Below are 18503 nucleotides of genomic sequence, written 5' to 3' on the forward strand. Positions count from 1 at the left end.
AACAAAGCGCGAAGACGAAGTTATCGGAAACGCCGGTGCCCTAAAAGCGACGTCTCATCATGAATTCATTAGCAGGATTAATGACATGCGCCGCAAGATTCCATCGCCCGCCATGCTCCAGGCGTTCGAACTGTCCGCACGCACGCTCAGCTTCACCCAGGCGGCCAGCTCGATGAGCCTGACGCAGAGCGCCATCAGCCACCAGATCCAGGGGCTGGAGGAGTTCCTGGGCGTCAAGCTGTTCGAGCGCGTGCGCAAGCGCCTTCAACTCACGTCAGCGGGAGAAATCCTGCTGCTGCGCCTGACGCCCGCGCTCGATGCGCTGGAGTCGGCGATCATCGAGACCATCTCGACCGAGCCGGCCTACAGCGTGCTGCGCCTGGGCGTCGTACCCGCGGTCGCCGCGCAGTGGCTGATCCCGCGCCTGGGAGACCTCCAGCGCAAGCATCCCCGCCTCACGCTGAACCTGGTCACGCGCCTGCCCTTCAATTTCCACAACAACAGCCTGGATGCCGCCATCAACCTCGGCAACACCCGCTGGCCCGGTTCGCAGTCGGACTGGCTGATGGACGAACACATGGTGGTGGTCTGTAGTCCGGAGCTGGCGGCCTGTACGCTGCACGGCCCCGCCGACCTGCGGCGCGTGGACTTGCTGCAGATGACGCTGCGCCCGCATGCCTGGCGCGATTGGCTGACCGCCGGCGGCCTGCCTGTCGAAAACGCCACGCGCGGAATGAAATTCGAGTCGTTTTCTCTGGTGCTGCGCGCGGCAATGGAAGGCCTGGGCGCGGCCGTGGTGCCGCGCCTGCTGGTCGAGGAAGAACTGGCGGACGGCAGGCTGGTCTCGCCATTCGGACCGGTGGTCCGTTCGCAGATGTCGTACTACCTGGTCTATCCGCCGGCCAACGCCGCGTTGCCGGCGCTGCAGACATTCCGCAGCTGGCTCCGCAGCCAGTCCGGCGCAGCCGGCGAATGAGCCGCTCGCCCCGATGCGCAGATTCGGCAGGGGCGGACGGGCATGGCCGGCCTACTGCTCCGACAGCGGCATGTCCGCCACGCCGGCATAGAACACGACCAGGACCACCGGCTGCGCCCCCGTCACGCCCCGGTGGTAGCCGCCCACCATCTCGGGCAGCACGTCTCCCTGCCTGAGCAGCCGCTTTTCCCCGGTATCGCGCTTCTCGACCGTCAACTCGCCCGACAGCACATACGCCGCATTCGGCATCGGATGCGTATGCCAGGGCAAGGCCGAATTCGGCGCGATCGTGATTTTCAGAATCGTCAGGCGCGGCGCTCCCGCCGGATAACCCGCATAAGCCTGCCCGTCCCACGACGCGCTGCTCTCGAGCAGCTTCTCCACCTGCACGCCGGTCGTCTCCGCAGCAGCCACCGCCCCCGCGAACAACAACCCCGCCAACCCCCAGGCCCATCTCCTCACGATTTCCCCTCTTGTCTCATGTCGACCTCGCGCACCATACCACCGCCCCTTCCCCGAAGCTCGTTGGGGTTTAACCCAGGAAACCGCGGATCCGGCTCCGCCGGTCCGCCGGTTTCGCCCCCTGGGGGGCGCGCGTAAGCGCGTAGGGGGGGGCTACACCTCTTCACACCACAGATCCCAACACCGCTTGAGCTGCCCGCGATTCGACTCGGTCGCCAGGTCGGACTCGGTTTCCGACAGATGGCGCACGTTGCGCGACAGCTGCATGGCGCCCAGCTGTATCCCTGCGTTGGCCTCGGCATAGACCGCGCGGTAGACCGCCTCTTCCAGGCTGCCGCCGACCATGGTCGAACCGTGGCCCGTCATCAGCACGGCGCTGGCCGGGCCCAGGGTGTCGGCCAGGTGGCGGCCCAGTTCGTGGTCGCTGATCAGCATGTCGGTCTCGCGGCCGGAAGCTTCGCGGATGTCGAAGCGCGCCACGCGGGTCAGAAAGCCCGCCATGTGGTACATGGGACGCAGCTGCACGTCGGTTGCGCCTATCGTGATCATGGCGGCGGAATGGCTGTGGACGACGGCCTGCACGTCCGGACGCGCGCGGTAGATTTCGCCGTGGATGAAGCGCTCCAGGTAGAGCCGGCGGGTATCGCCTCCCACCGGGTTGGACTCGGCGTCCAGCTCGACGATGTCGGCCTCGGTCACCAGCTTGGGCGCGCGGTTGCACGAAAGCAGGTAGTGCCCGGGGTTTTCCGGATGACGGCAGCTCACGTGGCCGAAGCCATCGACGACGCCTTTCAGGTAGAGGATGCGGTTGGCCCGCGCGAGGTTGCGCCGCGCTTCCAGCACGATATCGCTCATGAGTGTTCTCCGTCGGTTCTGCTATTCATGGATGAGGGCCGCGAATCGGCCGCCAGTATTGTGCACTCCAAACAGGCATCAATATTTTTGATTTTCATCATCAATAAACACGATTTCATTCGGCATTCGCCTGTGAAATACTCTTCGGCGATAAAAAGCCCAATTCCTCCGGAGGCCCCCCATGCGTCTTGCTCCCCTCGCCCGCTCTCTCGCCCTGCTCGGCGGCCTGGCCGCCCTTGCGCCCTGCCATGCCGCGGCCGCCGCCGACGCCTGGCCCAGCCGCGCGATCACCTTCATCGTGCCTTCCTCCCCCGGCGGCGGCACCGATATCTACGCCCGCCTGCTGGCCGAAGGCGTGAGCAAGGAAATCAAACAGACCGTGGTGGTCGAGAACAAGCCCGGCGCCAGCGGCAACATCGGCGCGGCTGCCGCGGCGCGCGCCGCGGGCGACGGCTATACCTTCCTGGTCTCGGCCACGCCCGCCATTGCGGTCAACCCCTACCTCTACAAGAACCTGCCCTACGACGCCGATAAGGATCTCGTGCCGGTGGCGCGCGGCGTCGATGCCCCGCTGGTCTACGTCGTTCCGCCCAACTCGCGCTACAAGAGCCTGGACGACATCCTGGCCGCGGGCAAGCGCGACCCCAACAAGCTCTCCTTCGGCTCCGCCGGCCACGGTTCGCCCACCTACCTGGGCGTGAAGGTCATGGAGGAGAAAACCGGCGCGGCCTTCATCCACGTTCCCTACAAGGGGATGGCGCCCACCATCCAGGATTTCATCGGCGGCCGCCTGGATTTCCTGCAATCGGACGTCGCCTCGGTGCTGCCCCAGATCAAGGCCGGCAAGGCCATCCCGCTGGCCATCAGCGCCAAATCGCCGCTCTTCCCCAAAGTGCCGGTCTGGACCGACAAGGGCCTGCCCGACGTGCCGCAATCGTTCAGCGTGATGGCCCCGGCCGGCACGCCCGGCGCCGTCATCGAGAAGATGAGCCAGATCGTGGTGAAGGCAATGGAAGAACCGTCGGTCAAGCAGCGCCTGATCGAGCAGGGCTATATCCCGGTCTCCGATACCCCCGCGAAGTTCAGCCAGCAGTTGAAAGCCGAGCGCGCCATGTGGAAATCGCTGATCGAGCGCAACAACATCACGGTCGAATAAGCGCCTGCGGCGGCGCGCCGCCCTGCACGATGCGGGCCAGCACCCTGCGCAGCCACCGCGCCCCGGCATCCTTGCGGTGCCGCGGGTGCCAGTGCTGGTGCACCACGTAGGACGGGGATTCGAACGGCAACTCCACCTCCATCAAGGGGGCGAACCGCATCAAGGCCCGGCTGAGCCGGGCCGGCACCACCGCCACCAGGTCGCTATCGGCCAGCAGGTGCTCGATGCCCGCGAAACTCGATTGCTCCAGGCGGATATCGGGCCGGGCGCCCAGCTTGTCTTCGGCATGCTCTTCCCAGCGCTGCCGGTTGCGTCCGCGGCTCGCCACCGACAGATGCGGCAGCCGCAGGAATTCGGCCACGGCCATGCCCGGCCGCAGCGCGGGATGGCCGATGCGCGCCAGGCACACGTAGTGCTCGCGGTACAGGCGCTGGCGGATGACGCTCCGGCCCATGGTCGGCACATGCCCCAGCACCAGGTCGAGCGTGCCCGACTCCAGATGCCACGGCGTCTCCGTGGTGATCTCGATCTGCTCCAGGCTGACGCGCGGCGCATCGCTGGCCAGGACGGCCCGCAGCCCCGGCATCAGCACATAGACCCCGACCTCGCTCATCGCCACCCGGAAACGCCGCTCGGTGCAGGCCGGATCGAACGCGTCCCCGTCCAGCGTACTGGCCTGCAGCAGGAACTGCGCCTCTTTCAGCGCGGGATAGATGGATTCCGCCTTGACCGTGGGCCGCATCCCCACGCCCGTGCGCACGAACAGATCGTCCTGATAGATCGCGCGCAACCGCGCCAGCGCCATGCTGACCGTGGACGGATTCAAGCCCAGCCGCGTCGCCACCCGGGCAATGCCGCCCAGTTCGAACAAGGCCGTAAAGATGCTGACCTGCTTGTAATCCGGAACCATTTCCCCCCTATTCGCTGACGCGTGCCAAGCGACATGTTTACCACGGGCACCGCGGATCCGGCTTTGCCGGTCCGCCAGTGCCGCCCCCTGGGGGGCGCGCGAAGCGCGTAGGGGGGGTCCTCCTACTACTCGATGTTCAGGCTGCGGATGAACGGGACCCAGGCGGCGCGCTCCTTGCGTTCGAAGTCGGCGGCCTGGGCGGGGGTGGAGGGGCCGAGCAGTTCGGCAGTCTGCGCCTGGGCGAACTGTTTCACCTGCGGGTCGGCCAGTGCGCGGTTCAAGGCGTCGTTGAGCTTGGCGACGACCTCCTTGGGAGTGCGCGCGGGCACGAACAGGTTGTTCCAGGTATAGCCCTTGAAGGCCGACATGCCGGCTTCGGCGAAGGTGGGCACGTTCGGCGTGGTGGCGCCGCGCTGGCCGATGCCGTTCGCCAGGACCTTGACCTTGCCCTGCTCCACCAGTCCGGCCATGCTGGGCAGGGTTACTAGCATCATGTCCACCCGGCCGGCGGCGAGGTCGGCGGCCGCGGCCGCAGCGCCCTTGTAGGGCACGTGCAGCATGTCCACGCCCGCCTGCTGCGCGAAGGCCGCGCCGGCGATATGGTTGATGGACCCGACGCCGCTGGACGAATAGGTCAGGTGCTGGGCCTTGCTCTCCTTGGCCAGCTTGACCAGGTCGGCCAGCGAACCGGGACCGTCGGCCCGGACGGCCAGCGCCAGCGGCGTGCGCGACACCAGGCCGATCGGCGCCAGGTCGCGGTCCACGTCGAAGGGCAGCGTTTTCTGCAGGCCGACGTTCATCACCAGCTGGGAACTGGTCCCCAGCCCCACGGTATAGCCGTCGGGCGCCGCCTTGGCCACGTAGTCGGTCCCGACCACGCCGCCGGCGCCCGGCTTGTTCTCCACCACGACCGGCTGGCCCAGGTAGGTATACATGGTCTTGGCGAGCTCGCGCGCCATGGCGTCGTTCACGCTGCCCGGCCCGAAGGCGACGATCAGGCGGATGGGACGGGAAGGATAGGCTTGCTGCGCCTGGGAAACGGCGGGCAGGCAGGCCAGCATGGCGAGCGCCAGGCCGGAAAGGGAAAGCGATTTCGACATGGCGGCTCCTATTCGGGCTGTATGCCCAGGTCTGCGATGGTGCGGGTCCAGCGTTCGCGGTCCTCGACGAGCGCTTCCTTGAAGCGTGTCGGCGAGAGCCCCGGATACTCCAGTCCCATGCTGTCCAGCTGCTGTTCGACGTCGGGCTGGCGCATGATGCGGTCGATATCGCGCCACAGCTTGTCGCGTATGCCGGCCGGCAAGCCCTTGGGGCCCAGCACGCCGTACCAGTTGACCACCTTGAAGCCCTTGAGCGTCTCGCCCACGGTGGGCACGTCGGGCAGGATGCGCGCCCGCTTCTCTTCGGTCACGGCGAGCAGCCGCAGCTTGCCGGACTTCACGTGCGGCAGCAGCAGCGACGTGCCTCCCGCGAACAGTTGGGTCTCGCCTTGCAGCAGGGAGGTCACCGCCGGGCCGCCGCCCTTGTAGGGCACGTGCAGCAGCTCGATGCCGGCCGTCCGGGCCAGCGAGGCGATGGCCAGGTGGTTGATGCTGCCGATCCCGCCCGAACCGTAGGCGATCTTGCCCGGGTTGGCCTTGGCATAGGCCAGCAGCGAAGGCAGGTCCTTGAACGGCGAGGAAGCCTGCACGGCAATCGCCGTGGTGGCGTAGACCAGCATGGACACCGGTTCGAAATCGCCGACCGGATCGAACGGCAGCTTGCGGTACAGCGCGCCGGACATGGCGTGGGTCGAAACGCCGCCGACTTCCAGCGTATAGCCGTCGGCGGCCGCGCGCGCCACGGCGGCCGCGCCTATGGTCCCGCCCGCGCCGGGCAGGTTTTCCACGACCACGGGCTGGCCGGCGTCGGGCAGCAGCTGGCGTCCGACGATGCGGGCCAGGATGTCGGTGGTGCCGCCCGCGGCGAAGGAAGAAATCATCCGGATCGCACGGTCGGGATAGGCCGCCACCGCGTCCTTGGCCGCGGCGTGTGCGGACGGCAGCGCGGCGCAGGCCGCCAAGGCCAGCAGGGCGCGGCGCGAAATCGGCATCGCGCGGAGCGCGTGCGCGGGGGATGTCATTTCGGTCTCCTCCCGGAGGAAATAAGGGGGCCGGACCGCGGGAATGCGTCCGGGATGCCGCCTCTACGGACGGATCGGGCGCAGTATGCTGCCGTGGGCCGGGACGCGGCGCTTTCCCCGCACGATCGTTCCGCACGGCGGAATCCGGCCCCGCACCAGGCCGTCCGGAACGCTATGATCGAACCGGCGCGGGGCCGCGCGAGCCCAGGCCCCGGAACACAACCAAGGAGACGGACCCGATGTCCACGACAGGCGTCATCGGCCCGGTCGTACGTGCGCTGCACGTGCTGCGGGCGCTCAATCACGCGCCGCAGAGCACGCTGCAGGCCTTGCATGCCGCCACCGGACTGCCCAAATCGACGGTGCACCGCCTGCTGATGACGCTCAAGAGCGAAGGCTATGTGCGCGCGGACGTCGTCAAGGGCACGTACGCGCTGACCGAGAAAGTGCGCTGCCTGAGCGAAGGCTTTTCCGAACCCGACCAGGTGGTGGAAGTCGGCGCTCCCATCCTGCTCAGGAACACCCGCAATACCGGCCTGCCGCTGGCCATCGGCACGCTCGAGCGCGGCCACGTCGTGGTCCGCTACAGCTCCATGCCCTACAGCCCCATCGGCTCGGAGCACACGACGGTCGGGCACATCCACGACCTGGTCCACTCCGGCATGGGGCAGGCCTTCCTGGCGTTCTGCGGCGAAGCCGAGCGCGAGCGCCTGATGCAATGGATGCAGGCCACCATTCCCGACCCCGCCGGATGGCCGCAGATCGAACGCGACATCGAACGCAATCTCGCCGCCACGCGCAAGCGCGGCTACGGACTGCGCAAAGGATCGGGCCGCGGCTCCAGCACCACGCTGGCCGTGCCCATCGAGCACGACGAACGCGTGCTGGGCGTGCTGTCGCTGACCACTTTCGGCGCGCTGCTCACCCCCGAGCGCCTGCACGAATGCCTGGGGCTGCTGGCGCAGACCCGCGGCGAGATCACCGCGGCCCTGGCCGCGCGGCAAGAACGCGGGCAGCGCATTCCGTAGTGCGGAACGGGGCGCCGCGGCGGTTTCGCGCGCCGGTCCCGGCTACTAAGCTGTGCCGCATCGTTCCACGGCCGCCGCCGTGCCCTGAAAAGCAAACGCCCGCCCCGGGCAGGAGATCCGCTTGAAACTCGCCAGCTACGCCACTTCCACCGCCCCCGGCGCCGCCCGGACCGGCTTTGTCGTGTCCGACCGGGAACTGGTCGACGTCGAATCGGCCTGCCGCCAGCTCCTGCCCGACTTCGCCGCGCCGCGCGACATCCATGAACTGATCGAAGCCGGCCCCGAGGCCTGGGCCGCCCTGCGCGGCCTGGCCGCCGAGCTCGACGGCCCGCGCGGCGCCGCCCTGCCCCGCATCGCGCTCGACAGCGTGCGCATGCTGCCGGCCGTGCCGCGCCCCTCGAAACTGTGCTGCCTGGCGCTGAACAACAGCGCCAACAGCGAACGCATCGTCAAGGGTCCCAAGCACCCGGCGGTGTTCACCAAGCCCTGGTCCGCGCTGGTCGGCCACGGCGAGCCCATCCGCCTGAAGCCCCAGTACGGCCGCGTCCATCCGGAACCCGAACTGGCCGTGATCATCGGCAAGCTGGCGCGCGACATCGACGCCGCCGACGCCTACGACCACGTGTTCGGCTACACCATCCACAACGACCTGACCTCGCCCACCATGCGCGACGAGGACAGTTTCCACTACCGCGCCATCCATCCGGCCGCCGAAGGCGAAGGCATCCGCTACGTCGAAAGCCACGTCTCGTACAGCGGCCGCTACAAGGGCTCGGACACGTTCTCGCCGCTGGGCCCCTGGATCGTCACCCGCGACGAGATCGCCGATCCCCACGCCCTCGACATCTCCTGCCACGTGCGCGAGGAAATGTTCGCCAGCGACAACACCGCCAACCTGTTCCACAAGCTGCCCGAGGTCCTGGCCTTCCTCTCGACCTACATGACGCTGGTGCCGGGCGACGTGGTCTCCATGGGCACCGCGTTGGCCTCAGGCGGCAAGCCCGGCCGCGCGGTGCAGAACGCCGACCTGAACAAGATGGGCGGGCCGGTGAGCGTGACGGTGGCCGGCATCGGCCGGCTGAGCAATCCGGTCGAGCAGGTCTGATAGAGGCGTTCGGCCCGGTCTCGACGGTGCCGGGCCGCCTGCCGGGCCTGACGGCCGGCAGGCAAGGGTAAACTTCCCCGGATTCGAATCGAGGATCTTTGCCATGATGCTGACCCTGCCCGACGCGCTGACGGCCGATCAGGTCGCCCAGTTCCGCCACGCGCTGGAACGGGCCACCTGGCAGGACGGCCGCGCCACCGCGGGGCACGTCGCGCTGGAGGCCAAGCGCAACGAACAGCTGGCGGCGAACGATCCGCTCGCGGTGCAGCTGGGCAATGCCATCCTGGACGCGCTGGGCGGCAATCCGCTTTTCATCTCGGCGACGCTGCCGCTCAAGGTCCTGCCGCCGTCCTTCAACCGCTATGCCGGCGGCGGCACCTACGGCAACCACGTCGACAACGCCATCCGCGCCCTGCCGGGCAGCGCCCACCGCGTGCGCACCGACATCTCCGCCACCCTGTTCCTGACGCCGCCGGAGGACTACGACGGCGGCGAACTGGTCATCGAGGACACCTACGGATCGCATGCGGTGAAGCTGCCGGCGGGCCATCTGGTCCTCTACCCCGGCACCAGCGTGCACCGGGTCACGCCGGTCACGCGGGGCGTGCGCCTGGCCGCGTTCTTCTGGGTCCAGAGCCTGGTGCGCGACCAGACCCAGCGCGAGACGCTCTACCGGCTGGACACGGCCATCCAGCAACTGACCCGCGAGGCGCCGCAAAGCAGTGCGCTGGTGGAACTGACCGGGGTTTATCACAACCTGCTGCGCCAGTGGTCGCACACCTGAAAGGCCCGGCGAGCATGAGCACCCTGCCTCCCCCTTTGACCCAGATACCGGCGCAGATTGCCTGCGCCGGCGACTACGAGCCCTATGCGCGCGAACGCATGACGCCGTCGGCCTGGGCCTATCTGGAAGGCGGCGCGGCCGATGAAACGACGCTGCGCGCCAACCGCGCGGCCTACGAGCGCGTCCGCATCCTGCCGCGCGTGCTGGCCGACCTGGCCGGCGGCGGCACCGAACTCGATCTGCTGGGCCTGCGGCTGCCCCACCCCATCCTGCTGGCGCCGGTGGCCTACCAGAAGCTGGCGCACCCCGAAGGCGAACTCGCCACCGCGCTGGCCGCTTCGGCCATGCAGGCGGCCATGGTCGTCAGCACCCAGGCCAGCGTCGCGCTGGAAGACGTCGCCCGCGCCGCCAGCGCGCCGCTGTGGTTCCAGCTCTATTTCCAGGCCGACCGCGCCGCCACGCTGCAACTGGTGCGGCGGGCCGAACAGGCAGGCTACCGCGCCCTGGTGGTCACCGCCGACGCGCCCGTCAACGGCGTGCGCAACCGCGAGCAGCGCGCGTCGTTCGCGCTTCCGCCCGGCGTGGAGGCGATCAATCTGCGCGGCATGCCCCCCATGGGCGGCGGCGTCGCCCGCGCGGGCGCCAGCCCGGTCTTCGGCAGCGGCGTGCTGGCGCATGCGCCGACCTGGCGCGACATCGAATGGCTGTGCGGCGCCACCTCCCTGCCGGTCGTCGTCAAGGGCATCCTGGCCCCGGCCGACGCGCAGCGGGCGCTGGAAGCGGGCGCCAGCGCCATCGCGGTCTCCAACCACGGCGGCCGCACCCTGGACACGGTTCCCGCGACGCTCGAGGCCCTGCCCGGCATCGCCGCCGCCGTCGCCGGCCGGGTGCCGGTACTGCTGGACGGCGGGATCCGCCGCGGCACCGACGTGTTCAAGGCGCTCGCGCTGGGCGCCAGCGCCGTGCTGTTAGGCCGCGCCTACATGCACGGGCTGGCCGCCGCCGGCGCGGTCGGCGTGATCCACGTGCTGCACATGCTGCGCACCGAACTGGAAATCGCGATGGCGCTCGCTGGCTGCCGCACGCTGGCGGACATCGACGAGCAGGCGCTCTGGCCCGGCGCCGCCGTTGCCGGGTGAAGCGGTAAAACATTCCCCGCCACATCTGCGGCCGCTGCCCGAAGAGTCGTCACGCGCCTGGAGCGGATGCGCACGTGATGTCCACCGCGGCAGGCCGGTACAGCATCCATCGATACACCGCCGCGCAAATGGTCCAGTCGAGCAATAGCGTCCACAGATTGTGCGAGAGGAAATGCGCGCCCTGGACCATGCGCACCGCGGAAAGCAGCGCGCCTGCCGCCAGCGCTCCGGCCAGCGCCAGCCGCGCGGCGCGGGGAGACGTATCGCGCAGGAGGAAGAACAGCGCCAGCAGCGCGAAACCGTTCGAGGCATGGCCGCCGGGCCAGCACCTGCCCGGATGATCGGTGGCCGGCCGCGGGCCGAGCAGCGGCGAATGCGCCTCCGTACCGCCGAACTCGGCCAGGTTCCACGGACACTGCACCGCCGTCGCCGCCTTCAGGGGCGCGATGATGCCGGTGGACAGGCCGACCGCCACCAAGAGATAGCCCAGCGGCCTGCGCAGGCGTGCCAGGCCGCGATGCAGCAGGCTCGCCGCGAAAACCAGCAGGACGCCGGCCATGGACAGCGCCATGGCGCCGCGCACGCCTCGGTGCAGCACGGCCTCCAGCACCACGCTCCGCCGGCCCGCGAACCCTATGCCCGGGTCGTAGAAACGGTTCGCCAGCGCGAAATCGATGGCGGTGGTCTCCACCGCCAGCAGCACGGCCATCGCGCACAGCGGCAGCCCCAGCCACAGGACGAAGTCGAAGGGACGCGAGGCCGCGCGCCCGGGCGGACATGCGCGCGCCCTCGTCATGCGTCGCCAGGGCCCGCGATGGCCTTGCGGCGGCAGGGCGCGAACATGTCGAGCTCCGGCTCGTACGCCGACGTCTGGATCTGCAGCAGCCCCAGCACCGAATGGAAATAGTTGTCGTGGCTGTATGCCTGCTGCCGGGAGCGCCGCACGCATTGGAGGTCCAGGCCGAAATCCTGCGCGTACGAGGGCGAGAACCACGCCAGCATCGCCACGTGGGTCTGCTGGGACGGGGCCAGCATATAGGGCGTGCCGTGCAGGTACAGCCGGTACTCGCCCAGCGACTCGCCGTGGTCCGAGACATACAGCATGGCCACGTCCAGCTTGTCCTGGTTGGCGCGCAGTCTGTCGATCAAGGCGCCGAGCACGTGGTCGGTATAGGCGATCGTGTTGTCGTAGGCATTGACGATGCTGTCGCGGCTGCACGTGTTGAGCGCATTGCTGGCGCAGACCGGACCGAAGCGTGCCGCCGCCCTGGGATAGCGCCTGTAGTAGTCCGGCCCGTGGCTGCCCATCTGGTGCAGCACCAGCACGGCATCGCCCTGCAGCGTGTCGATGTAGTCCTGCAGGCCGTGCAGCAGCACTTCGTCGTGGCACTCGCCTTCGGCGCAATAAGCCGGCAGCGCGGCCTCGCGCACGTTTTCGAAGGCCACCCGGCTGCACGTGCCTTTGCAGCCCGACTGGTTGTCGCGCCAGGTGACGCGCAGGCCCGCGCGCTGGATGACGTCCAGCAGGCCTTCCTGGCGCCTGGCGCGGTTGGCGTCGTAGTCCCGGCGCGGCATGTTCGAGAACATGCACGGCAGCGACACGGCGGTTTCCGTCCCGCAGGAACTCACGTTGCCGTAGGCGATCAGCCCGGGCTCGGCCGCCAGGCGCGGCGTCGTGTCGCGCGCGTAGCCGAGGACGCCGAAGTTTTCCGCGCGCGCGCTTTCTCCCACCACCAGCACGGTCAGCGAGCGGCGCTTGTGGCCGGCCCACGCGGCCGCGCGCCGGGCGTCCTGGCCCAGCGCCTCGATCGGCCGCGCGGGCCCGGCCATTTCTTCCTTGGCGAAGCCGACCAGGGCGGCCAGGTAGTTGCTCGGCACCACCATCATCCGCAGTTCATGGTGATTGCGCAGCAGCGCGGCCAGCCCCTGGTAGTTGCCCAGCGCGACCAGCGCCAGCACACCCAGCGCCGCCAGCATCGCGGCCGCCTTGCCGAGCAGTTCGCGGCGCAGCGGCCGGTACGCCACCGGCACCCTGATGATCAGCCACGAGGGCAGCACGCCCAGGCCCAGCACCATCAGCAGGAGCCGGGGCGACAACAGGCCGCGCACCTCGCGCACATCGGTTTCCGCCACGTTGCGCAGCATGCCTTTGTCGATCAGGACGCCGTACTGGAGCATGAAATAGGCCGCCACCGAACTGGCCATGCAAAGCACGACCAGGGCGGGCTTGAACACCCAACGGAACGAGGCCAGCACCAGCACCATGGTGAAAATGGACAACACCATGGCGGCGAATGCGAACTGCATGGCCAGGCCGCCCTGGTCGCCGGCGGGCGCGATCGCGCCCAGGCGGCGCCACAGCGGAATGTTGTAGAAGGCGAGGAATAGCAGGCCGGCCAAGAAAGCCAGCGCTTCCGGCGCGAGGGGTCTGGATCGGAACATGGGGATCGGAAACTTGAACGAAGCAGGCAGCCGTGCTCAGATAACGGCCTGGACGCAGACTATTCCCGCCCCCGTCAAATTTTCGTGAAGAAAACCTCGCAAAATCGTTAGCCGCCGGCACCCCCCCATGCGCATCCTGGTCATCGAAGACAACCGCGACATCCTGCTGAACGTGCTCGACTACCTGCAACTGCAAGGCTACGTGGTCGACTGCGCGCAGGACGGCCTCGGCGGCCTCCACCTGGCGGCCACGCAGGACTACGACCTCATCGTGCTGGACGTGATGCTGCCCGGCATAGACGGCATCCAGGTCTGCGCCCGGCTGCGCCAGGATGCCGGCCGCGATACGCCCATCATCATGCTGACCGCGCGCGACGCGCTCGACGACCGCCTGCAGGGCCTGGGCGCCGGCGCCGACGACTACCTGGTCAAGCCCTTCGCGCTGTCCGAGCTGCTGGCGCGCATCCAGGCGGTGCTGCGGCGGACCCAGGGCAGCCGCAAGCGCGTGCTGCAGCTGGCCGACCTGAGTTTCGACCTGGACACGCTGCAGGCCACCCGCGCCGGCGTGGCGCTCAAGCTCAATCCCATCGGGCTCAAGCTGCTGGAGATCCTGCTGCGCAAGAGCCCCGCCGTGGTGCGGCGCGACACGCTGGAAGAAGCCCTGTGGGGAGACGAGCGCCCCGACAGCGATGCGCTGCGCAGCCACATCCACCAGCTGCGGCAGGCGCTGGACAAGCCCTTCGGCCAGCCGCTGCTGCACACCCTGCACGGCGTCGGCTATCGCCTGGCCGAACGCGCCGATGGCACTTAGGCAGCCGTTCCAGCGCCGCATCGTCATCGCGTTCACGCTGATGACCCTGGTCGTCAGCGGACTGTTCTCGCTGGGCATCGTCGGCATCGTCCAACTGGTCGAGGCGGAATTGATCTCGCGCGAGATGCAGAGCGAGCTGCGCGGTGTGGTCGAGCAACTGCCGCATCTGCCCGACCTCGATCACGACGTCTCCTTCTACGCGTCGGTGCCGCCGGGTCCGCCCATTCCGCCCCAGTTCGACCGGAAGGCCGGCTTCTCCGAAGTCCTGTCCGGCAGCGGCGCCTATTACGTCTATGCGCGCCACGAAAGCAGCGGCGCGCGCTATGTGCTGGTCCAGGAGCAGCACGAATTCGAGGCGCGCGAGCAGGCGTTGTTCGACATCGTGCTCGCGGGCTTCCTGCTGAGCGTCGCGGGAGCCTGGCTGCTCGGGTGGATCGTGGCGCGCCGCATCATGGCGCCGGTGGCGCAACTGGCCGCCGACGTGGCGCACGGCGACCAATTGCGTCCCGACGCGCCGGTGCTCGCGCCCCGCTATGCCGACGACGAGATCGGCCGCCTCGCGGCGGCCTTCGACGACAGCTTCGGGCAGTTGCGGCAGTTGCTGGAGCGCGAGCGGCTGTTCACCAGCGACGTCAGCCACGAACTGCGCACCCCGCTCATGATCATCGCCTCGTCGTGCGAATTGCTGGAAACGCGCCCGCTCGACCAGCGCGAACGCCAGCAGGTGGACCGCATCCACCGCGCCGCGCAGGACATGCGCGATCTGGTGCAGACTTTCCTGGAGCTGACCCGGCCGCGCTCGCAGGCCACGGTCCAGGGGGCGCAGCGCACGCTGGCCGACGTGGCGCGCGAACAGGCCGCGCACTGGGCGCCGCAAATGGCGGATCGCAAGCTCGTTTTCGCCGTTCGCACCGAGGCCGACGACACGGGGCTCTACAACGGCACGCTGCTGGCCAGCGTCATGTCCAACCTGCTGCGCAACGCACTCCACTACACCGGCCAGGGCCAGGTCAGCCTGGTTCTGCGCCGGGGCGGCTTCGACGTCCAGGACAGCGGCACGGGCATACCCGATTCCCAGAAAGCCGCCGTCTTCGCGCCCTTCGTGCGCGGCGAGCCCAGCCGCGGCGAGGGGCTGGGCCTGGGACTGTCGCTGGTCAAGCGCATCTGCGCCAGGCAAGGCTGGGACATCGCGCTCGAAGACGCCGCGCCGCACGGCAGCCTGTTCCGCGTCCGGCTGGATGCCGGGCCGCGGCCTTAGCGTTTGCCGCGGCAGTCCGGCATCACACCCCCTGGGCGTGGACCTTCTCGACCGGCGATTGCAGGCGGTTCAATGCCGACAGATAGGCCTTGGCGGCGGCCACGACGATGTCCGGATCCGCGCCCACGCCGTTGACGATGCGGCCCGACTTGGACAGGCGCATGGTCACTTCGCCCTGCGATTCGGTGCCGGTGGTGATGGCGTTGACCGAGAACAGCTGCAGTTCGGCCTCGCTGCGCACGTGGCTTTCGATGGCGTTGACGGTGGCGTCCACCGGCCCGTTGCCATCGGCCTCGGCCACGACCTCCTGGCCATGCTCGGAAAACACCACGCGCGCATGCGGCCGCTCGCCGGTTTCCGAGCGCTGCGACAGCGCCACGAAGCGGTAGGCGCCGTCGCCGGCCTCGCCCTGCTCGCCCGACACCAGTGCATGGATGTCCTCGTCGAAAATCTCGGACTTGCGGTCGGCCAGATCCTTGAAGCGCGTAAAGGCTTCGTTGACCGCCTGCTCCGAATCCAGCTCGATGCCCAGCTCCAGCAGACGCTGCTTGAACGCATTGCGGCCCGACAGCTTGCCCAGCACGATCTTGTTGGCGGCCCAGCCGACATCTTCGGCGCGCATGATCTCGTAGGTCTGGCGCGCCTTGAGCACGCCGTCCTGGTGGATGCCCGAGGCGTGGGCGAAGGCGTTGGCGCCGACGATGGCCTTGTTGGGCTGGACCACGAAGCCGGTGATGCCCGACACCAGGCGCGACGCCGGCATGATCTGCGTGGTCTCGATGCCCACGTCCAGGCCGAAGTAATCCTTGCGGGTCTTGACCGCCATGACCACTTCCTCGAGCGAGCAATTGCCGGCGCGCTCGCCCAGCGCGTTGATGGTGCATTCGACCTGGCGCGCGCCCCCTATCTTGATGCCCGCAAGCGAATTGGCCACCGCCAGGCCCAGGTCGTCGTGGCAGTGCACGGACCAGACCGCCTTGTCGGAATTGGGAATGCGCTCGCGCAGCATGCGGATGAATTCGCCGTACTGCTCGGGCACCGCGTAGCCCACGGTGTCGGCGACGTTGATGGTCGTCGCGCCTTCGGCGATGACCGCTTCCAGCACGCGGCACAGGAAATCCGGGTCGGAGCGGCTGCCGTCTTCCGGCGAGAACTCGATGTTGTCGGTGTACTGCCGGGCAAAGCGCACCGCCAGCCGGGCCTGCTCGAAGACCTGGTCGGGCGTCATGCGCAGCTTCTTTTCCATGTGCAGCGCACTGGTGGCGATGAAGGTGTGGATGCGGGCGCTGTTGGCCCCGCGCAAGGCTTCGCCGGCGCGCGCGATGTCGCGGTCATTGGCGCGCGCCAGGGAACAGACGGTGGCGTCCTTGATGGCCAGAGCAATGGCACGGACCGAATCGAAATCGCCGTTGCTGGCGGCCGCGAAACCGGCCTCGATGATGTCCACGCGCAGCTTTTCCAGCTGCTTGGCGATGCGTACTTTTTCTTCGTGCGTCATCGACGCGCCGGGGCTTTGTTCGCCGTCGCGCAGCGTGGTGTCGAAAACGATCAGTTTGTCGCTCATGGGGGCTCTCCTGGTTGCCCCCATTCTAAACCGCGGCCCTAGCCCGCCGAACGCCGCGAGCGCTGCAGCCGCCGCGCCTTGTTCCAGCGCATGCCCCACAGCACGTAGCCCGACAGGCCGTAGGCCACGAACAGCCCGAACAGCACGATGGGCGGATCGCTGGAGATGAAGACGAAGGCCAGCACCACCAGCAGGATCATCCAGAACGGCACGCTGCGGCCCAGCGCGAACGACTTGCCGCTGTAGAACGGCGCGTTGGAGACCATGCTGACGCCCGCGTAGACCGTCAGGCCGAACGCCACCCAGGGCATCCAGAGCTCGCGTATGGGCAGTTTGTTGTCGATCGCCAGCCAGACGAACCCGGCCACCAGCGCCGCCGACGCCGGGCTGGGCAGACCCTGGAAGAATCGCTTGTCGACCACGCCGATGTTGGTATTGAAACGCGCCAGGCGCAAGGCCGCGCCGGCCACGTAGATGAAGGCGGCCAGCCAGCCCCAGCGCCCCAGGTCGGTCAGTATCCATTCGTACATGACCAGCGCCGGGGCCACGCCGAACGAGGTCATGTCCGACAGCGAGTCGTACTGCTCGCCGAAGGCCGATTGCGTGTTGGTCAGGCGCGCGACGCGCCCATCCATGCCATCGAGCACCATGGCCGCGAAAATGGCGATGGCGGCGGCCTCGAACTGGTTGTTCATGGCCTGCACGATGGCGTAGAAACCGGCGAACAGCGCCGCGGTCGTGAAGGCGTTCGGCAGCAGGTAGATGCCGCGGTGGCGGTGTTCCAGGTCTTTCATGGCCGGACTCCGGCGTAGCGAAAAGCGTCGAGGTGCCACGTGGCGATACCCTCCTGGATAGAGGATGGGGGAATGATGGTCGGCATGCCACAAGGTTAACCGATGGCGCGGCGGCAAGCCAGAAGCCTCGCGCAGGCCCTACCCGCCGTCCGCCCTCGCCAGGCTGTCCATGTGCCCCACCGCGCGGCGCACCAGCGTGCAGAAATAATCCGCCGCCGGGGTCAGCGGCATTCCCGTGCGGCGAATGATGCAGATGGGCGGGGCCGGCAGCGGCTCCCGTACCCGGATCTGCACCAGGATGTTCTTCCACAGCGGAAAGTCCACCCACTGCCTGGGCAGCATCATCAGCAAGTCGGAGTAGGCCATGGTGACCAGGAAGGTCATCGCCGACTGCGCCCTGACCACCAGCTTGGGCGGCGGCAGGCCGTGCTCGGCGAACAGGGGGCCGAGCTCCTCTTCCGCCTTGTAGGTGATCGAGGTCGTGATCCACTCCGCCCCGGCCAGCTCCCGCAGCGACCGGGCATGCGCCAGCGGGTGTCCCTGGCGGCCCAGGATGATGCGGGAGTTGTCGAACAGCTTCTCGCTCTGGAATTCCGCCGGCAGGCGCGCCGGCGGCGGGCCGATGTAGCAGTCTATCGTGCCATCTTTCAAGGAGGCTTCCACCGTCGGGAACACCGCGTCGATGATGCGCAGGTCCACCTCGGGAAAACGCGCGCGGAACGGCGTCAGCGCATTCGGCAGCAGGGCCAGGTGCGGCACGCTGGACAGGCATACCGTCATGGTGCCGTGCGCGTGGCCGCGCAGCTGGTCCACTTCGTCCCGGGCGCGCTGCAGCTCGTTGCGCACGGCGGTCGCGCGCCGCAGGAAGACCTGGCCGATCTCCGTCAGCTGCACGCCCCGGTGGCTGCGCTCGAACAGCGGCACGCCCAGCTCCTTCTCCAGCTCGCGGATGCTGCGCGTGATCGCCGGCTGCGGCACGCCCAGGGCCCGGGCGGCGGCCCGCAGCCCGCCCATCTCGGCAACGACGATGAAATCCCTGACGGCGCTGAATTTCATGTCCGTTCGGCCACCCCGGCGGGTTCCCGCGCGCAGGCGCA

General features: G+C 68.6%; 18 protein-coding genes. 8 read left to right on the forward strand and 10 right to left on the reverse strand.

Features of this window, described 5'->3' with window-relative positions:
- Positions 1-85 precede the first annotated feature (85 nt).
- Positions 86-976: a LysR substrate-binding domain-containing protein gene (locus PIGHUM_RS09330; protein ID WP_124079308.1), complete on the forward strand. Its 891-nt coding sequence runs from the start codon at positions 86-88 to the stop codon at positions 974-976.
- Positions 977-1027: 51 nt separating this feature from the next.
- Here PIGHUM_RS09330 and PIGHUM_RS09335 read toward each other — a convergent pair whose 3' ends face one another.
- Together PIGHUM_RS09335 and PIGHUM_RS09340 are read right to left on the reverse strand one after the other, a co-directional pair.
- Positions 1028-1438: a cupin domain-containing protein gene (locus PIGHUM_RS09335; protein WP_246013062.1), complete on the reverse strand. Its 411-nt coding sequence runs from the start codon at positions 1436-1438 to the stop codon at positions 1028-1030.
- A gap of 153 nt (positions 1439-1591) precedes the next feature.
- Positions 1592-2293, reverse strand: coding sequence for a class II aldolase/adducin family protein (locus PIGHUM_RS09340; RefSeq protein WP_124079309.1), 702 nt, complete (start codon positions 2291-2293; stop codon positions 1592-1594).
- 181 nt (positions 2294-2474) lie between these two features.
- Here PIGHUM_RS09340 and PIGHUM_RS09345 point away from each other — a divergent pair, with 181 nt between their 5' ends.
- Complete coding sequence (locus PIGHUM_RS09345) at positions 2475-3449, forward strand: Bug family tripartite tricarboxylate transporter substrate binding protein (protein WP_124079310.1); 975 nt, start codon at positions 2475-2477, stop codon at positions 3447-3449.
- On the opposite strand, the gene PIGHUM_RS09350 is transcribed toward PIGHUM_RS09345, so the two are convergent.
- The 3 genes from PIGHUM_RS09350 to PIGHUM_RS09360 form a co-directional block, all read right to left on the reverse strand.
- On the reverse strand, positions 3436-4359 hold the full coding sequence (locus PIGHUM_RS09350) for a LysR family transcriptional regulator (RefSeq protein WP_124079311.1): 924 nt from the start codon (positions 4357-4359) through the stop codon (positions 3436-3438). The genes PIGHUM_RS09345 and PIGHUM_RS09350 overlap by 14 nt on opposite strands.
- Positions 4360-4484: 125 nt before the next feature.
- Positions 4485-5459 (reverse strand): Bug family tripartite tricarboxylate transporter substrate binding protein, encoded by a 975-nt coding sequence (locus tag PIGHUM_RS09355; RefSeq protein ID WP_124079312.1) that lies wholly within the window; start codon positions 5457-5459, stop codon positions 4485-4487.
- An 8-nt stretch (positions 5460-5467) separates the two neighbouring features.
- Entirely contained in the window at positions 5468-6481 is a 1014-nt protein-coding gene (locus tag PIGHUM_RS09360) for a Bug family tripartite tricarboxylate transporter substrate binding protein (RefSeq protein WP_246013064.1), read from the reverse strand.
- A gap of 239 nt (positions 6482-6720) precedes the next feature.
- On the opposite strand from PIGHUM_RS09360, the gene PIGHUM_RS09365 reads away from it, so the two are divergent.
- The 4 genes from PIGHUM_RS09365 to PIGHUM_RS09380 all read left to right on the forward strand — a co-directional run bounded on the left by PIGHUM_RS09365 (position 6721) and on the right by PIGHUM_RS09380 (position 10537).
- On the forward strand, positions 6721-7509 hold the full coding sequence (locus PIGHUM_RS09365) for a helix-turn-helix domain-containing protein (RefSeq protein ID WP_160142222.1): 789 nt from the start codon (positions 6721-6723) through the stop codon (positions 7507-7509).
- 121 nt (positions 7510-7630) lie between these two features.
- A complete protein-coding gene (locus PIGHUM_RS09370) occupies positions 7631-8614 on the forward strand; it encodes a fumarylacetoacetate hydrolase family protein (RefSeq protein ID WP_246013065.1) in 984 nt (327 codons plus the stop codon).
- A gap of 103 nt (positions 8615-8717) precedes the next feature.
- Positions 8718-9398 (forward strand): Fe2+-dependent dioxygenase, encoded by a 681-nt coding sequence (locus PIGHUM_RS09375; RefSeq protein WP_124079314.1) that lies wholly within the window; start codon positions 8718-8720, stop codon positions 9396-9398.
- Between the two features lie 14 nt (positions 9399-9412).
- Positions 9413-10537 (forward strand): alpha-hydroxy acid oxidase, encoded by a 1125-nt coding sequence (locus tag PIGHUM_RS09380; RefSeq protein WP_124079315.1) that lies wholly within the window; start codon positions 9413-9415, stop codon positions 10535-10537.
- Positions 10538-10586: 49 nt separating this feature from the next.
- Here the strand turns inward: PIGHUM_RS09380 and PIGHUM_RS09385 are convergent, their stop codons facing one another.
- Positions 10587-11333, reverse strand: coding sequence for a phosphatase PAP2 family protein (locus PIGHUM_RS09385; RefSeq protein ID WP_124079316.1), 747 nt, complete (start codon positions 11331-11333; stop codon positions 10587-10589).
- Entirely contained in the window at positions 11330-12979 is a 1650-nt protein-coding gene (locus PIGHUM_RS09390) for a phosphoethanolamine transferase (protein ID WP_124079317.1), read from the reverse strand. Before PIGHUM_RS09390 ends, PIGHUM_RS09385 begins: the two co-directional genes overlap by 4 nt.
- 127 nt (positions 12980-13106) lie before the next feature.
- On the opposite strand from PIGHUM_RS09390, the gene PIGHUM_RS09395 reads away from it, so the two are divergent.
- Positions 13107-13790 carry a response regulator transcription factor gene (locus PIGHUM_RS09395; RefSeq protein ID WP_124079318.1) on the forward strand — a complete coding sequence of 228 codons (684 nt, stop codon included), beginning with the start codon at positions 13107-13109 and terminating at the stop codon, positions 13788-13790.
- Complete coding sequence (locus PIGHUM_RS09400) at positions 13780-15048, forward strand: sensor histidine kinase (protein ID WP_124079319.1); 1269 nt, start codon at positions 13780-13782, stop codon at positions 15046-15048. The genes PIGHUM_RS09395 and PIGHUM_RS09400 overlap by 11 nt, the downstream gene beginning before the upstream one ends.
- 22 nt (positions 15049-15070) lie before the next feature.
- On the opposite strand, the gene PIGHUM_RS09405 is transcribed toward PIGHUM_RS09400, so the two are convergent.
- From PIGHUM_RS09405 to PIGHUM_RS09415, 3 genes are all read right to left on the reverse strand, one after another.
- Positions 15071-16612, reverse strand: coding sequence for a 2-isopropylmalate synthase (locus tag PIGHUM_RS09405; protein ID WP_124079320.1), 1542 nt, complete (start codon positions 16610-16612; stop codon positions 15071-15073).
- 38 nt (positions 16613-16650) lie between these two features.
- Positions 16651-17406, reverse strand: a complete 756-nt coding sequence (pssA, locus tag PIGHUM_RS09410; RefSeq protein WP_124079321.1) for a CDP-diacylglycerol--serine O-phosphatidyltransferase — start codon at positions 17404-17406, stop codon at positions 16651-16653.
- Between the two features lie 138 nt (positions 17407-17544).
- Positions 17545-18462, reverse strand: coding sequence for a LysR substrate-binding domain-containing protein (locus tag PIGHUM_RS09415; protein ID WP_124079322.1), 918 nt, complete (start codon positions 18460-18462; stop codon positions 17545-17547).
- Between the last annotated feature and the right edge of the window lie 41 nt (positions 18463-18503).

This window comes from Pigmentiphaga humi (assembly GCF_900606115.1).
Classification (GTDB): Bacteria; Pseudomonadota; Gammaproteobacteria; order Burkholderiales; family Burkholderiaceae_B; genus Pigmentiphaga; species Pigmentiphaga humi.

Bases quoted from the DNA above. Each gene is read 5' to 3' on its own strand.
- PIGHUM_RS09375 (WP_124079314.1), top strand. From the start codon at position 8,718: ATGATGCTGACCCTGCCCGACGCGCTGACGGCCGATCAGGTCGCCCAG.
- PIGHUM_RS09405 (WP_124079320.1), bottom strand. From the start codon at position 16,612: ATGAGCGACAAACTGATCGTTTTCGACACCACGCTGCGCGACGGCGAA.
- PIGHUM_RS09395 (WP_124079318.1), top strand. From the start codon at position 13,107: ATGCGCATCCTGGTCATCGAAGACAACCGCGACATCCTGCTGAACGTG.
- PIGHUM_RS09385 (WP_124079316.1), bottom strand. From the start codon at position 11,333: ATGACGAGGGCGCGCGCATGTCCGCCCGGGCGCGCGGCCTCGCGTCCC.
- PIGHUM_RS09400 (WP_124079319.1), top strand. From the start codon at position 13,780: ATGGCACTTAGGCAGCCGTTCCAGCGCCGCATCGTCATCGCGTTCACG.
- PIGHUM_RS09360 (WP_246013064.1), bottom strand. From the start codon at position 6,481: ATGACATCCCCCGCGCACGCGCTCCGCGCGATGCCGATTTCGCGCCGC.
- PIGHUM_RS09350 (WP_124079311.1), bottom strand. From the start codon at position 4,359: ATGGTTCCGGATTACAAGCAGGTCAGCATCTTTACGGCCTTGTTCGAA.
- PIGHUM_RS09390 (WP_124079317.1), bottom strand. From the start codon at position 12,979: ATGTTCCGATCCAGACCCCTCGCGCCGGAAGCGCTGGCTTTCTTGGCC.
- PIGHUM_RS09415 (WP_124079322.1), bottom strand. From the start codon at position 18,462: ATGAAATTCAGCGCCGTCAGGGATTTCATCGTCGTTGCCGAGATGGGC.
- PIGHUM_RS09345 (WP_124079310.1), top strand. From the start codon at position 2,475: ATGCGTCTTGCTCCCCTCGCCCGCTCTCTCGCCCTGCTCGGCGGCCTG.
- pssA (WP_124079321.1), bottom strand. From the start codon at position 17,406: ATGAAAGACCTGGAACACCGCCACCGCGGCATCTACCTGCTGCCGAAC.
- PIGHUM_RS09330 (WP_124079308.1), top strand. From the start codon at position 86: ATGCGCCGCAAGATTCCATCGCCCGCCATGCTCCAGGCGTTCGAACTG.
- PIGHUM_RS09380 (WP_124079315.1), top strand. From the start codon at position 9,413: ATGAGCACCCTGCCTCCCCCTTTGACCCAGATACCGGCGCAGATTGCC.
- PIGHUM_RS09355 (WP_124079312.1), bottom strand. From the start codon at position 5,459: ATGTCGAAATCGCTTTCCCTTTCCGGCCTGGCGCTCGCCATGCTGGCC.
- PIGHUM_RS09340 (WP_124079309.1), bottom strand. From the start codon at position 2,293: ATGAGCGATATCGTGCTGGAAGCGCGGCGCAACCTCGCGCGGGCCAAC.
- PIGHUM_RS09365 (WP_160142222.1), top strand. From the start codon at position 6,721: ATGTCCACGACAGGCGTCATCGGCCCGGTCGTACGTGCGCTGCACGTG.